Origin of the sequence: Collinsella aerofaciens, from assembly GCF_039062315.1 — a bacterium.
Taxonomy (GTDB): Bacteria; Actinomycetota; Coriobacteriia; order Coriobacteriales; family Coriobacteriaceae; genus Collinsella; species Collinsella aerofaciens_BG.
This window is the reverse complement of record NZ_JBCJBG010000006.1, coordinates 149243-163828: the sequence shown is the minus strand read 5'-3', so window position 1 is coordinate 163828 and position 14586 is coordinate 149243. Positions and strand designations below refer to the sequence as shown.

11 protein-coding genes are annotated in these 14586 nt (G+C 59.8%); 5 read left to right on the top strand and 6 right to left on the bottom strand.

Features of this window, described 5'->3' with window-relative positions; all coding sequences use genetic code 11:
- Positions 1–114 precede the first annotated feature (114 nt).
- Together ABCP74_RS05095 and ABCP74_RS05090 are read right to left on the bottom strand one after the other, a co-directional pair.
- Complete coding sequence (locus ABCP74_RS05095) at positions 115–1026, bottom strand: hypothetical protein (protein ID WP_035137032.1); 912 nt, start codon at positions 1024–1026, stop codon at positions 115–117.
- Positions 1027–1178: 152 nt separating this feature from the next.
- Positions 1179–2594, bottom strand: coding sequence for an MFS transporter (locus ABCP74_RS05090; protein WP_343000874.1), 1416 nt, complete (start codon positions 2592–2594; stop codon positions 1179–1181).
- A 205-nt stretch (positions 2595–2799) separates the two neighbouring features.
- Here ABCP74_RS05090 and ABCP74_RS05085 point away from each other — a divergent pair, with 205 nt between their 5' ends.
- On the top strand, positions 2800–3210 hold the full coding sequence (locus tag ABCP74_RS05085; RefSeq protein ID WP_195503426.1) for a peptide deformylase: 411 nt from the start codon (positions 2800–2802) through the stop codon (positions 3208–3210).
- A gap of 74 nt (positions 3211–3284) precedes the next feature.
- On the opposite strand, the gene ABCP74_RS05080 is transcribed toward ABCP74_RS05085, so the two are convergent.
- Both ABCP74_RS05080 and ABCP74_RS05075 read right to left on the bottom strand, forming a co-directional pair.
- A complete protein-coding gene (locus ABCP74_RS05080; protein WP_343000979.1) occupies positions 3285–4766 on the bottom strand; it encodes an aminotransferase class I/II-fold pyridoxal phosphate-dependent enzyme in 1482 nt (493 codons plus the stop codon).
- Between the two features lie 201 nt (positions 4767–4967).
- Entirely contained in the window at positions 4968–5825 is an 858-nt protein-coding gene (locus ABCP74_RS05075) for a LysR family transcriptional regulator (protein ID WP_343000875.1), read from the bottom strand.
- A gap of 118 nt (positions 5826–5943) precedes the next feature.
- On the opposite strand from ABCP74_RS05075, the gene ABCP74_RS05070 reads away from it, so the two are divergent.
- Both ABCP74_RS05070 and ABCP74_RS05065 read left to right on the top strand, forming a co-directional pair.
- On the top strand, positions 5944–6855 hold the full coding sequence (locus tag ABCP74_RS05070) for a DMT family transporter (RefSeq protein ID WP_343000876.1): 912 nt from the start codon (positions 5944–5946) through the stop codon (positions 6853–6855).
- 139 nt (positions 6856–6994) lie between these two features.
- Positions 6995–9244 carry a KUP/HAK/KT family potassium transporter gene (locus tag ABCP74_RS05065; RefSeq protein ID WP_343000877.1) on the top strand — a complete coding sequence of 750 codons (2250 nt, stop codon included), beginning with the start codon at positions 6995–6997 and terminating at the stop codon, positions 9242–9244.
- Between the two features lie 79 nt (positions 9245–9323).
- On the opposite strand, the gene bsh is transcribed toward ABCP74_RS05065, so the two are convergent.
- On the bottom strand, positions 9324–10289 hold the full coding sequence (gene bsh / locus ABCP74_RS05060) for a choloylglycine hydrolase (protein WP_343000878.1): 966 nt from the start codon (positions 10287–10289) through the stop codon (positions 9324–9326).
- A 244-nt stretch (positions 10290–10533) separates the two neighbouring features.
- Positions 10534–10953, bottom strand: a complete 420-nt coding sequence (locus ABCP74_RS05055; RefSeq protein WP_343000879.1) for a peptide deformylase — start codon at positions 10951–10953, stop codon at positions 10534–10536.
- A gap of 193 nt (positions 10954–11146) precedes the next feature.
- Here ABCP74_RS05055 and ABCP74_RS05050 point away from each other — a divergent pair, with 193 nt between their 5' ends.
- Both ABCP74_RS05050 and ABCP74_RS05045 read left to right on the top strand, forming a co-directional pair.
- Positions 11147–12457: an NCS2 family permease gene (locus ABCP74_RS05050; RefSeq protein ID WP_343000880.1), complete on the top strand. Its 1311-nt coding sequence runs from the start codon at positions 11147–11149 to the stop codon at positions 12455–12457.
- Positions 12458–12664: 207 nt separating this feature from the next.
- Complete coding sequence (locus ABCP74_RS05045) at positions 12665–14428, top strand: hypothetical protein (RefSeq protein WP_343000881.1); 1764 nt, start codon at positions 12665–12667, stop codon at positions 14426–14428.
- The last annotated feature ends 158 nt before the right edge of the window (positions 14429–14586 follow it).

Sequence of the window (14586 nt, the reverse complement as noted above, 5' to 3'; positions counted from 1 at the left end):
CGTGAAACGAAAGGGCGCTGACCTTCTGGTCGCGCCCTTGAAGTTGAACGTCAGATTGTCCAAATGCGGCCCGCGCAACGTCGGCCCGTTACGGCGTTTGGTAAAACGCCGTAACTAAAAACGGTTGCCGCGGAAGCCGCCGCCGTTGCGGCCGCCACGATCGCCACCGCGACCGCCGCGGTCGTTACCACGGTTGCCGCCGAAGCCGCCACGGTTGCCACCGCGATCGCCATAGCCACCACGGTTGCCGCCAAAGCCGCCGCGACCGCCACGGTCGCCGCCACGGTCACCAAAGCCGCCACGGCCGCCACGGTCGCCACCGCGACCGCCGCGGTCACCGCCACGGCCACCGCGATCGCCAAAGCCGCCGCGACCGCCACGGTCGCCGCCACGGCCACCGCGATCGTCACGACCGCCGCGAGGACCGCGGTCCTCGTCCAGGCCCATGGCGACGAGCGGAGCGATGACCTTATCGAGAGCGGCCATCAGCTCGGTGGCCTCCTCGTAAGAAAGCTCGGGCAGGAGCTTCTCCTTCTTGTTGGCAAGCTCGACCAGGCCCTCGGCGGCATCCTCGGCAGCGAAGACAACGATCTTGCGCATATCGCCCTCGGCGTCGTCGATGCGGCCGACCAGATCGGCAGCCTCGGCCTCGGCCATCAGGCCATCGAGCTCACGAAGGCGCATGCCCAGCAGGTCGGACATTTCCTTCTGCTCCATCTTGGGCTTGAGGTCAAGGAGCTTGATGGCGCGCTCGATGTTCGCCATGCGCTCGGCCTTGGCCTCCTCCTCCTTGGAAATAGCAAAGCGACGGCTACGCAGCAGGCGGGCGGCCTTCTGCATCTTGTCCATCAGCTCTTCGTCATCGTAATCAACGGCGGCCTCGACAACCTCGGCCTCCTCCTCGGCGGAAACCTCGTCAGCAGCCTCAACCTCGGCAGCTTCGGTCTCCACGGTCTCGACTGCCTCGACCTCGGCAGCCATGGTCTCGTTCTCGGTCTCGTTCATGATCTCTTCGTTCTCAGACATGAGACTCCTTCTTGGCCCTCTCGGGCATCATCGCCCCATTCGCGGGGCCCGTCGCGCACTCTTTGCGCTTTAAACATTCATGCCTCTCGGCAAAACGTCCATTAGTTTATGGTGTCGCCATCCAATCTAGCTGCAGAATCTATGTGCACACATTAATGCGACATGTGCGACTCGCGACGAGCGTACACCAGTGACGCCACGAACCCGACCACGGCAATCACAGCCGCCACGCGCACGGCAGCTGCAAATCCAATCGCCTGGGCAACGTCGGTCGCAACGCCAGCCGCACCGGCAGTCGCCGCAGAACTCGAGAGCAAGCCGATAAACAGCGACGGGCCAAACGATGCGGCAATCATGTTCCACGTGTTGAGCAATGCCGTTCCGTGAGGATGCTCAGGGGCAGGAAGCGTCTCCAAGCCGGCTGTCTGCGAGGGGCTCAGCACCAGGCCGACTCCGGCATACACCACAACGGTCAGCGCCACGACGACGCCGATGTTCATGCTTGCCGCCGTCATCGAGATTGCAGTCTGCCCCACGGCAATCAGGGCAAAGCCGACCGGCAACAGCGGCCATGCGCCACGGGCGTCCATCACGCGTCCGCCCACAATCGAGGTCACGGCGTTGCAGGCAATCGCCGGCAAAATGAGCAGGCCCGCAACAAGTGCGGTCATGCCGTAGGCACCTTCAAAATAGAGCGGCAACAAAACACTCATCGAGAACGTCGTCATCATCGACACCACCACAAGCAGGCACGCAGGCCAAAAGCGAACGCTCGCCATAGGACGCACGTTAAGCACCGGATGCTCAAGTTTGAGCTGGCGGGCCGCAAACAGGCCGAGCAGCACAAGGGCGGCGAAGAGCGTCACGATGCCGGCAATCAGATTGGTCGAGAACTCGCCTACGGAATACACAAATGCCGTAATGCCGGCAGCGAGCAAAACAACCGACAGAATATCAAGCGTGGCGTTCGAGCGCTCTCCGACATTCTGTACAAGCTTTACGCCCGCCGCAGCGACCACAATGCCGCCCACCAGCGGCACTACGAACACCGCCCTCCAGCCAAACAACGTGCACATAAGACCGCTGATCACAGGTCCAAACGCCGGCCCTAGCGTAATGCAGGCACCGCCCAGGCTAAGATACAGACCGAGCTTCTCGCGCGGGGCGCAAGACAGCACCACGTTCATCATGAGCGGGAACAAGATGCCCGATCCCGCAGCCTGCAAAATACGACTTGGCAGCAAAACGCTAAACGACGGAGCGACCAGGCACAGGACTTCGCCGGCGACCATACATCCGCATGCGAAAAATAACAGCTTGCGCGTCGAGAAACGGCCGGACAGGAAGGCCATGATGGCCGTAAAGATCGACGTCACGATCATGTAGCCCGAAACGAGCCACTGCGCCGTGGTGGCACTCACCGAAAAGGCTGTCATAATGTCGTGCAACGCCACGTTAATGATGTTCTCGTTAAACGCGGCAACAAAGGCTGCAATATACATAACGACGAGAATCGCCGCGGTGGCCGATGGCGTTACTTGAACTTGTTGCTGAGATTTGCTCCCCATGCATTTCCTTCCTCTTGGAACGACAGTCGCATCGCCCCAGAGGAACAGTCCAGGGCGAAAAATGAGCCCTAGACTTACGCCAGACGCCGTACACGACGAATCTGGCAACATGGTCCAACATCGAAAGATTGTAACGCGGACGCACAGCTTTCCTTCCGCGCTATTATTAAAAGTCCACGAAAGCATAAGACATGAGGAGCCCGCCATGATCAAGCCCATCATGAAATCCGAGTTCTTTTTGCGCCTTCCTTCCGAAGACGCGGGACCCGACGACGCCGCGACCGGGCAGGACCTCCTGGATACGCTCAACGAACATGAGCACGAGTGCGTGGGCCTCGCCGCCAACATGATCGGCGTGCGCAAACGCATCATCTGCGTAAAGGACGGCACCAGGGCGCTCCTGATGTACAACCCTCAAATTCTTGAGCAGGTCAATGCCTATCAGACGAGCGAAGGATGCCTCTCGCTGGCCGGCGAGCGTCCCTGTACCCGATATCGCCGCATTAAGGTTGAGTATTTGGACGAGAACTTTGTCCGCCGCATCAAAAACTTCTCGGGCTACACCGCCGAGATCATCCAGCACGAAATCGACCACTGCAACGGAATCGTTATTTAGTTCCACCGATTCAAGAAAGCTCCCTGCAGCCAAGCAACTGCAGGGAGCTTTCGATTGTATAGAGCCTCTATCCCTTAGCTTTGACGGTAATGATCGAAGAAGTCGGCGAGGTCTTCGAGCGACTCTTTGAGCACTTCCATGCGCGGCAGGTACACGATGCGGAAGTGATCGGGCGCGGCCCAGTTAAAGCCGCCGCCGCGCGTGATCAGAATCTTCTTCTCGTGCAGCAGGTCGAGGGCAAACTGCTCGTCATCGGTGATGTTGAACTTCTTCACATCCATCTTGGGGAAGATATAGAACGCCGCGCGCGGCTTGACCACCGAGATGCCATCGATCTTGTTGAGTGCCTCATACACAAAGTTGCGCTGCTCGTAGACACGACCGCCGGGACGGATGTAGTCGTTGACCGACTGATGGCCACCGAGCGCCGTCTGGACGATCGACTGGGCCGGCACGTTGGAGCACAGGCGCATGTTAGAGAGCATGTTGATACCCATAATGAAGTCGCTCATGCAGCGCTGGTTGCCCGAAAGCACCATCCAGCCAATACGATAGCCCGCGATCATGTGCGACTTGGAAAGGCCGCTAAAGGTAACGCAGGGCAGATCGGGAGCGAGCGAGGCAATCGAGACGTGCTCGTAGCCGTCCATGCACAGACGGTCATAGATCTCATCGGCAAAGATCATGAGCTGGTGCCTGCGCGCAACCTCGACGATGCCCTCGAGCACCTCACGCGGGTAAACCGAGCCCGTGGGGTTGTTGGGGTTGATGATGACGAGGGCCTTGGTCGCGCTCGTGATCTTGGACTCCATATCCTCCAGGTCAGGATACCAATCGGCCTGCTCATCACACAGATAGTGCACGGGATGTCCACCGGCAAGGGTCGCGCACGCCGTCCAGAGCGGATAGTCGGGGCTGGGGATCAGAATCTCGTCGCCATTGTCGAGCAGCGCGTTCATCGAAAGCTGAATGAGCTCGGACACGCCGTTGCCTGTGTAGATGTGCTCCATCTGAACATTGGGCAGGCCCTTGATCTGCGAGTACTGCATGATCGCCTTGCGCGCAGAGAACAGGCCGCGCGAGTTGGAATAGCCTTCGCAGTCGGGCAGCTGCTGGCGCATATCCTTAATGACCTCATCGGGCGTGCGGAAACCAAAGGGCGCGGGGTTGCCGATATTGAGCTTGAGAATACGCTCGCCCTCGTCCTCCATACGGGCAGCCTCGTCGACGACGGGACCGCGCACGTCATACAGGACGTTATCGAGCTTGGTGGATTTAGAAAAAGTACGCATGGTGGTGCTCCTTGGAATTTGAGCTGAGGGACTAGGTTCGGATTTGGCAACGTTATGGGACGAGGACGTCTCGACTTGATCGGCGTCACTGGCGAGCAGCCAGGAAACATCGACCTCCAAAATACGGGCGAGCAGCTCTGCCACATCGCGCCGCGGGATCGTCTTGCCGCTCACATATTGGCTCATCTGACTCTTGCCGAGTTTTTTGCCGAGCATCTCCGATGCGCGGATTACGTCCGACTGGCGAACGTCGCGATCGGACATAGCCTGTCGCAGGCGATCGCTAAACGTCTCTTGGGCCACTAGAACCTCCTTGCTGGCAAAGTTCAATTTATAGAACACGAATTGAACCAGAGTTCAATTTAGCAAGCAGTATAGCGCCGTGCCTCATTCGAAAGTTCAATTTCATAAGAAAACGTACCGAACTCCGAGATTTGCCCAAAGCGGACAATAACGTGCACACGTTTAGAGGTATTCAAGGAATCGAGCGGCGGCAAGCGAAACATCAGCCGTGCGATATATCGCATTGATCTGCCGATGGGGATGCCCCTCGAGCGGGCGCACGGCAACATCGAACTGGCAGCGGCGCAAGATGAGCGCCGGAAGAATGCTCACGCCCAGACCGTCCTCGACCATGGCCATAATCGCATAATCATCCCAGGTCGACAGCTTAGAGCGCACCGCCAGGCCCGCGCGGCGAAACAGCGGCGTAATCTCGTCGTCGCTACCGCGTTCCAGCAGAATAAACTGCTCGTTGGCCAAATCGGCAAGGGAAACGACCTCCGCGGTGGCAAGCGAGGAGTCCGCTGGCACCACGGCCATCAGCTCGTCTTGCACCAACGGCCGCGACGCCATGCCGGCGCCGCGTGGCTCGCGCGGAATAAAGCCCAGGTCGCAGCGGCCTTCCGCCACCCATTGCTCAATCTCGGAGTAATCACCCATCAACAGCTCGTAATCGACACCCGGATGATCGGCGCGAAAGCGCGCAATCACCGGCGGCAGCACGTGGGTCGCCACACTCGAAAACGTACCGATGCAGATCTTGCCACGCATGAGCCCACGCATCTCGTCCACGCGTCGCTGTAGGCGGCCAAACTCTTCGCATAACGCCTCGACTGCCGGCATGACCTGCCGCCCGTCGGCAGAAAGCACCACGCCCTCGCGGCTGCGATCAAGCACCTTAAAACCCCAGTCTGCCTCAAGGTCGCCCACCATGCGGCTTACGCCCGACTGCGAATAGCTCAACCGCTCTGCAGCACGCGTAAAGCTGCCGGCACGCACCGTCTCGAGCAGCACTTGCATCTTTTGGATATTGGTCTCCACGGCACGTCCCCACCTTTGCATGAGTATTTGTCATGTCATCCATGCATTATATTCACTTTTCTTCTAAAGCCAGTTCACCCATAGTGAACATGCTCGGATATAGAGGGGACGGAAGCGCATGAAAAACGGACTGTTTACGTACTTAGCAGCATTGCTATTGTTTGGCTCCAACGGCATCATCGCCGCTGCCATCGCGCTGCCGAGCTCCGATATCGTGCTGCTGCGCACGTTTTTGGGCGCACTCTCGCTTGTCACCATCCTCGCCATCACCCAACGCCATAAGTTGCAGGCGCCATCTCGCCCCCGCGAAGCCGCAGCCCTCCTCCTCTCGGGAGCCGCACTGGGCGCCAGCTGGATTTTTCTGTTCCGCGCCTACCAGACGATCGGCGTCGGCATATCCTCGCTGTTGTACTACTGCGGCCCTATCATTGTCATGGCGCTCTCCCCGCTCATCTTTGGCGAAAAGCTGACCGGTGGCAAAATCGCCGGGTTTATCGCCGTTGCTTGCGGTGCTTTTCTCATTGCAGCGCAAGGTCTAGGCGGCAATATGCCCATTGCGGGTATCGCTTGCGGCATCGCCTCGGCCTTCTGCTACGCATTGATGGTCATCGCCAGCAAGGGTGCGCCACACATCGAAGGCCTCGAAAACTCCACGCTCCAGGTGAGCGCCGCCTTTGTGACCGCGCTGGTCCTCACGCTCATCACGCAGGGCGCTCCCTCATTCCTGTCCGCCGGCGTCGCCGCCAGTATTGATTGGCGCGCCGTCGTCATGCTCGGCGTCGTCAACACCGGCATCGGTTGCTTGCTCTACTTTAGCGCTGTCGCCAAGCTGCCCGTCCAGACCGTTGCGGTCGTCGGCTACCTCGAGCCGCTTTCGGCCGTCGTGTTCTCGGCCGTCCTTTTGGGCGAAGTCATAACACCGGTCCGCCTGATGGGCGCCGCACTTATCATCGGCGGCGCGCTCTTTTGCGAATTCGCCGGCAAACGCGCAGGCGCCAAGGCTGGCATAGCCCAGACAGCACGTGCTTAAAAGCCCCTGCTTTGAAATGCTACCTGCGTATATAAATAATCCCCAGCTGGGGATTATTGTCTAAAACACCCCGATGTGCCAAACTGCTCTTATATGTATAAAGATGGCATAAAGGTCTACTGCCCTTGGCAGAGGCCGGATGTCCAAGGGAGTCCACGTGGCACACAACAAACTGGAGGCAAGCCTCCAAGACCAGCGTAGTCAGAGCGGACATGGCGCCATCCCCCTCTCCGCTGGCATGCTGCTCGTAACGCTCGGCGTCGTATACGGCGACATCGGCACGAGCCCTATGTACACCATGAAATCAATCGTCGCCAACAACGGCGGCATCGGCACCGTCAGCGAGGACATGATTTTGGGCGCACTCTCGCTCGTCATCTGGACCATGACGCTCGTGACCACGGTCAAGTACGTGGTTATCGCCATGAAGGCCGATAACCACAACGAGGGCGGCATCTTCGCCCTGTTTAGCTTGGTGCGCAAAGTGGCGCCGTGGCTGATCCTTCCCGCCATGATCGGCGGCGCGGCGCTGCTCGCCGACGGCATCCTCACCCCCGCCGTCACGGTTACCACGGCCATCGAGGGCTTGCGCACTATCGAGTGGGGCCATGCGCTTTTGGGTGACGGCCAGACCAACGTCATCATCATCACCATCATCATTATCTGCGGCCTGTTTGCCATGCAGCGCGCCGGCACCTCGTCGATCGGCAAGCTGTTCGGCCCGCTCATGACGCTGTGGTTCCTGTTTTTGGCTGGCGCCGGTCTGTTCAACATGCTCGGCAACCTGTCCATCCTACGCGCGCTCAACCCCATCCGTGGCATCATGTTCCTGTTCTCGCCCATCAACCACTCGGGCATCATGGTGCTCGGCTTCGTCTTCCTGTCGACGACCGGCGCCGAGGCGCTCTATTCAGACATGGGCCACGTGGGCAAGGCCAACATCTACGCATCCTGGCCGTTTGTTAAGGCGGCCCTCATCCTTAACTATCTGGGCCAGGGAGCTTGGCTGCTCGCCAACAATTCCAATCCCCAGATGCTCGCGATGGATATCGTCAACCCGTTCTATATGATGCTCCCCGAGCCCCTGCGCCCCTTTGCCATCGTGCTTTCGGCCGTGGCGGCCATCATCGCCTCGCAGGCGCTCATCACCGGCTCGTTCTCGTTGGTTTCGGAGGCAACCCGTCTCAATCTCATGCCGCATCTGCGCATCCACTACCCCAGCGACACCAAGGGCCAACTCTATATTCCGCTCGTCAACAACATCATGTGGGTCGGCTGTATCTTCATCGTGCTGCTGTTCCAAAACTCCGAGCGCATGGAGAGCGCCTACGGCCTCGCCATTACCGTGACCATGCTCATGACCACGACGCTTTTGACGAGCTACATCGCCGGCATCCTCAAGCACAAGCTGGGCGCCTGCGTCTTCGCCCTGCTCTTTGGTGCCATTGAGCTGTGCTTCTTCGCTTCGTGCCTCACCATGTTCTTTGACGGCGGCTACGTCATGATCTTCCTGGCCGCGCTGCTGTTTGGCCTTATGTACGTGTGGCGCCGCGGCACCGCCATCGAGCGCACGCAGACGATCCTGCTGCCCGTCTCCAAGTACATTGACCAGCTCGGCCGCCTGCGCAACGACGAGACCTACCCCGTGCTCGCCGACAATCTGGTGTTCCTTACCAACAGTCCCGACCCGCTCACGCTCGACCGCGACGTGCTCTACTCCATCTTGGATAAGCATCCCAAGCGTGCCAAGGCATACTGGTTCATCAACGTGCATGTCACCGATGAGCCCTATACGCACGAGTATTCCGTCGAGACCTTTGGCACGGACTTTTTGTTCCGCGTGCGCTTGGACCTGGGCTTTAAGGTCAACCAGCGCATCAATGCCTACCTGCGCCAGATCGTTGGCGACTTGATGGCATCGGGCGAGCTGCCGCCGCAGCATCACGCCTACTCCATCTACGAGACGCGCGGCAACGTGGGCGACTTCCGTTTTTGCATGCTGCGCAAGATGCTTGCCCCCGAAACGGACATCAACCGCAACGATCACCGCGTCATGGCCATCAAGTACGCCGTCCGCCGCGCCTGCGGAAGCCCGGCACGCTGGTACGGTCTTGAGAACTCGGCCATCATCATCGAGTACGTACCGCTCTTTGCCCGCATGCGTCCAGCAGTCAAGCTCGTACGCACCCAGGTGCCACTCGAGGTCCAAATCGAGGAAGCCGAGGAAATGGAAGTCGATATCTTCTCGGACGACCTGGTCAACGGCAACGAAGCCGGCAGGAACATGAACGTCGATCCCACCGAGTTGCTCGAGAGCGTCGCCGATACGCCCGAACAGCAACAGCTCGACTGCCTCGAGAGCGAACAGCTCAACGACGCCAACTTCTAGCGCCGTCACCCATCGACGATAGCGGCCCTGCACCTCGCGAGAGATGCAGGGCCGTCTTGTATTGCAGTAAAGCTAGCGGCTACGAACGACGCGGCTCGGGAACCACGAGTCTATCGGGGCTCGCGCCCTCGGCATCCATCAGGCTCACGTAGCGAATCGACGGATCATCATACATCGCGTAGTAATAATTGCCCGTGCGCGCGCTAAAGCATCCGGTGTAGATAGTCTTCTCGAACTTGCCATCGCCCATCCTGGACGCCCCCTCGATCATCACCACGCCCTCGAGCGAGCGGAACATGCGGACGACGTTTTCGGTCTCGCTCTCCTTTTGCGGGTAATTGGCATTGAGGTACGCCGCCTTTACAAAACGGCTCGGCGAATAGCAATCGCCCGGAATGCCGCGCATGCCGGCACCCGCGCCATAGGGCTTGAGCTCGGCGCCACGCCATGTCGCCGTCTGCGGAAAATCGCTTGTGGCGGTGATATAGGTGCGGAGGTTTTCCATGTGCCACGGGAAGGTCGGCTGGTTGGCAAGGGTGTCGACCGGATCGTCGTATACATGCAGGCCATCAGCCATCATCTCGACCACGATGCTGCGCTGGCTGTCGCCGATAATCCAATGGAGCAGCGACACGCCCAGCCCCTCTCCGGCAGATTTGGCAACAATCACCGTGTCGCGCAGCGCGGCCTCGACCTCATCGACCGTCGAGAACGTCGCTGCCACCCACAGGGGAAACTCATAGGCCGCGATATTGGTCTTTCCATCAACCGGCCCCTCGGCATACTCGGCATAACCCGGGAAATTGAGACCCGCCACGGCGAGGCCCGCATCGTTGCCGCAGTCGAAGAACATAGGGTAATTCTTGTAATCGATGCACATACCGATCACCGCGTGTGCCGCTGTCGCGTCGTCGATAAACGAATACGGAATGTGGAACCCGCGCGGCATCACGCGAACCTGTTGGCCGTAGTCAAAGCTCCAGTCGAGGTTGCGGCCCAGATACATGTGACCAGAATTATCGGTAAATCGAATACTCGTACACATAGCGCCTCCTAGCTTTACGTTCTTGCTAAGGTTATTGTCACCAAACAAAGAGGCGCTAAACACAAAAGCCCGGACATGACAACAATGTCACGCCCGGACTATTCAAGCAGGATAAACTCAACCAAGTTAACCCCGCAGGTCGTCTAAGGGGTCAAAGTGCCGCAGATTGCCACGAAAGAGGAGCGAAGCGTACTTAAGGTACGCGAGCGACGATTGAGCGGCAAGGTGCGGTGCTTTGGTCCCCTTAGACCAACTTTCCTAGACAGTGGTCAATCATGTGTTGAATCATTTGCGCCTCGAAGCCCACAAAGTCCTGCTTGCGCTCGCGCATCTTGCCGTCGACGATCTGGTCAAAGGCAATCTTGCACTTGATGTAGCGCGTGGACTTGGTGATCTCCTCGTGCGTCAGGCAGCTCTCCTCCATCTTGCTGGCACCCAGGCCAAACACCAGACGGGGGTTGTAGAGCACATGGGGCTCGCCGGCGTCGTCCAGGTAGACGCAGACCTTCTTGGTGACGCCGATCTGGTTGGCGGCAAGGCAGCCGGCATCGTCGAGCGACTTGATGGTATCGATCAGGTCCTGTGCCACCGACTCGTCCTCGACGGTCGCGACCTCGCAACGCTGGGACAGAATAGCCTCGTCGCGGCAAAGCTCTTTAATCATACGTTCCTCCATAGGGGTCGTTGTAACCGCTTAAGTATACGGTACCCACACATTTTCATGCGAAAAATACCGTCCGTCTGCTACAAAGCGCCGAACATCAACATGCGAGGAACAACAGCGTCGTAAAGGGGCTATAGTGGGTGAGTTCGTGTCAATCGGCCTAAACTCGGGGCCGAACAAGGAAAGGGTATGCATGGACGAACTATTTCACGTCAGCGAGCGCAAGTCCACAATCGGGACCGAACTCCGCGCTGGACTGACAACATTCCTGGCGATGGCCTACATCATCGCCGTCAACCCTGCGGTGCTCTCGGGCGCCGGCATCGATGCGGGAGCGCTCGCCTGCGCCACCTGCCTGGGCGCCGGCATCATGACCATCTGCATGGGCATCTTCGCCAACCGCCCGCTCGCCTGCGCGTCGGGCTTAGGCGTCAACGCGATGATTGCTGGAATCACCACCACCGTCTGCGGCGGTGACTGGCACGTGGCCATGAGCGTCATCTTCCTTGAGGGCGTCGTCATCTTGCTGCTCGTGCTTTGTGGCCTGCGCGAGGCCATCATGGACGCCATCCCGGTTGTCCTGCGTCACGCCATCTCGGTGGGTCTGGGCTTGTTCATCGCCATGATTGGCCTGTGCGATGCCGGCATTATCACCGCTGGCGCCGGTACGCTCGTCGGCCTGGGCGACATCGCCTCCCCCACCTTTATCGTCGGTATCATCTCCATCGTCGTGACGGTTGCCCTGGCTTCCCGCAACGTGCCGGGCTCGCTGCTCATCGGCATCATCGTCGCCGTTATCGCCGGTATCCCGCTGGGCGTCACCCACGCCCCCGAGGGCCTCATCGCCCCGCTCGACTTCTCGAGCATCGGTGGCCCCATCGCCGACGCCGGCGGCGTGCCCGCCATCGTCAAGGTCCTTACCGACCCCGCGCTCCTCGTCATCTCGTTCTCGCTGCTCATGAGTGACTTCTTCGACACCATGGGCACCGCGATGGCCGTGGCCAAGCAGGGCGAGTTCCTCACCGACGACGGCAACGTCGAGAATATCAAGGAGATCCTAATCGTCGACTCCGCCGCCGCCGCTGTGGGCGGCTTCATGGGTGTCTCCTCCATCACCACCTTCGTCGAGTCCACTTCCGGCGCCGCCGACGGTGGCCGCACGGGCCTCACCTCCGTCACCACCGGCGTGCTGTTCATTCTCGCCGCGTTCTTCTCCCCCATCGTCACCATCGTTTCCAGCGCCGCCACCTGCGGTGCTCTGGTCTACGTCGGCTACCTCATGATGAGCGAGGCCTCCGAGATCGACTGGTCCGACGTGTCTCAGGGTTTCCCGGCGTTCATGATTGTCGCCGGCGTGCCCTTCACCTACTCCATCTCTGCCGGCATTGGCCTGGGCTTTATCGCCTACGTGATCGTCGCGCTCTTTAAGGGCGAGGCCTCCAAGATCAAGCCGCTCATGTGGATCGCAGCTCTCGCCTTCCTCGTCTACTTCTTCGTAGCGTAGCGGCAAAGCTGCCAAAGCAGAACACCAAAGCGCGGAGTCGCATCGAGCGGCTCCGCGCTTTTCTTTTAAAGCCAGGCGACGCACGGACGCGCGATGTATTGCTTCCCAAGTTTTGGACATTTTGTCCTCCAAACGGCACTACCGCCGGCTACATCCTGCAGATATGCTGGGCGTAATCGCATAGGCCCTATGAGGATGGGAGTAACCATGGCCGCCTTGTTCACGACCCCCAGGCGCAATGACAAAACCTCTGGAGCCCATTTTGTCGAGCCCGACGTGCACCGTCGCACGCTGCTCGCACACGGCAGCTGGCGCCGCGTGACGCGCCGCATCGTTGTAGGCGCCGTATGCGCGCTTACGGTGAGCTCGCTGCTCATGCCGAGCGTCTCGCTCGCGGCCGAGTGGGTCAACGTCGGCGGCGCTCAGTACAACACTGCAGCAGGCGACGAGGCCGGCACCTGGGCCTGGGACGGCGCCGACGACATGAAGCTCAACGGCTATAACGGCGGCGCGATCGAGGCAGCGGGCAAGCTCAACGTGAGCTACGAGGGCAACAACACCGTCACTAACGGCGACGGCCGCGGCATCAAGGTTAAGGATGGCGCGAACGAGAACGCCGAGCTTAATATTCAGGGCGACGCGTCCAGCACGCTCAACGTGTCATCTTCTCGTGACGCCATCACTTCCGTCGGCAGCATCAACATCGACGGCGCTGGCACTGTCAACGCCACGAGCACCGAGCACGATGCCATCGATGCCGGGGGCGATGTCACCATCAAGGGCTCGGGAAACGTTAACGCCACGGGCGATTCGGATGGCATCAGGGCCGACGGCAACATCACGATCGACAACAGCGGAACCGTCACCGCCAAGGCCACCGAGGATCAGGGTATCGATGCTAACGAGAACCTCATCATAAAGGGCGGCGGCAAGGTAGAGGCAAGCTCTATCAAAGACAATGCGATTTGGGCCGGCGGCAACATCGAGATCTCGGGTGGCAGCCAGGTCAAGGCAAGCTCCGAGGAAGACGCCGCCATCGACGGTAAAAACAGCCTCACGGTCACGAACGCTTCCCTCAACGCAAGTGGCGTTGGGTATGGCATTGTCTACAAGGGCATCACGTTCGATGGCGCAACCGTAACGGTCCGTGCAAGTGCAGGGAACGATGAAGCCAGCGCCCTCTTCACCGACGAGGACGACATCGTCATCAAGAACGGCTCGATCGTGGATGCGTTCGCAGAAGGCCAGTTCTCGACCGCAATCTCCACCAGAAACTACTACCCCAACGAAGCGGGTGGTCACATCTACATTAGTGACTCCGTTGTCAAGGCTATAGCCCGCTATGTCGAGTCCGGTAGCGACGGCCCCGATCACTACAGCAACGACCAAAGCGGCGCGGTCATTCCCGAGCATAGGGGCGTGAACATCGGCATCTTTGCCCGGACCAAGGAGGGCATCACGCCCGCGACCATCTCGATTGTCCGCAGTAAGGTCACAGCTGAGGGAGACACGGCGGCAATCTTCGCCCTTGCCGTGAGCGCGGACGGCGAGACAATCGGCACCATCGAGATCGAAGGCGCTCCCATCCAGACGCCCACAGGCGGCAAGATCATTGGCTATCGCAACAAGGAAGAACTCGATGACGGCATCTTCTACGTGGTGGGTCAAACCATCGGCACGGGCGACGCTGTGATCGACTCCCCCTATAACGAAGCTGTCGCCAAGAGCACGGTCATCGCGCCTCCCGAGGAGATCAAACCCGAGGAGAAGCCAGGCGAGACCAAGCCCGAGGGTTCCAAGTCCGAGGGCACGAAGACGACCAAGACCGTTGCAGTTGCAGCCACGGGAGCCAAGATCGCCGGCAAACTCGCAGCAACCGGCGACGCCTCGAGCGCAGCCATCGTGGCAGCCGCCCTTGCGGGAACAGCCGCCATCGCCGCGGGCGCCGTGGTGAGCCGCAAGCGCTCGTAAACACTTTTTCGCACGGGACGGGTGGATCGCGGCCCTTGCCTTCCTCGTCTACTTCTTCGTAGCGTAAGGGCAAGGCTGCAAAAGCTGAACAATAAAGCGCGGAGTCGCCATGCGGCCCCGCGCTTTTCTTTTAGCGCCGGTCCCTGCGCCGGCGTGCG

What these genes read in the sequence shown, in the direction of transcription:
- bsh (WP_343000878.1), bottom strand. Translation starts at nt 10,289, where the DNA reads ATGTGTACGAGTATTCGATTTACCGATAATTCTGGTCACATGTATCTG.
- ABCP74_RS05095 (WP_035137032.1), bottom strand. Translation starts at nt 1,026, where the DNA reads ATGTCTGAGAACGAAGAGATCATGAACGAGACCGAGAACGAGACCATG.
- ABCP74_RS05090 (WP_343000874.1), bottom strand. Translation starts at nt 2,594, where the DNA reads ATGGGGAGCAAATCTCAGCAACAAGTTCAAGTAACGCCATCGGCCACC.
- ABCP74_RS05045 (WP_343000881.1), top strand. Translation starts at nt 12,665, where the DNA reads ATGGCCGCCTTGTTCACGACCCCCAGGCGCAATGACAAAACCTCTGGA.
- ABCP74_RS05055 (WP_343000879.1), bottom strand. Translation starts at nt 10,953, where the DNA reads ATGATTAAAGAGCTTTGCCGCGACGAGGCTATTCTGTCCCAGCGTTGC.
- ABCP74_RS05080 (WP_343000979.1), bottom strand. Translation starts at nt 4,766, where the DNA reads ATGTCCGATCGCGACGTTCGCCAGTCGGACGTAATCCGCGCATCGGAG.
- ABCP74_RS05065 (WP_343000877.1), top strand. Translation starts at nt 6,995, where the DNA reads ATGTCCAAGGGAGTCCACGTGGCACACAACAAACTGGAGGCAAGCCTC.
- ABCP74_RS05070 (WP_343000876.1), top strand. Translation starts at nt 5,944, where the DNA reads ATGAAAAACGGACTGTTTACGTACTTAGCAGCATTGCTATTGTTTGGC.
- ABCP74_RS05085 (WP_195503426.1), top strand. Translation starts at nt 2,800, where the DNA reads ATGATCAAGCCCATCATGAAATCCGAGTTCTTTTTGCGCCTTCCTTCC.
- ABCP74_RS05050 (WP_343000880.1), top strand. Translation starts at nt 11,147, where the DNA reads ATGGACGAACTATTTCACGTCAGCGAGCGCAAGTCCACAATCGGGACC.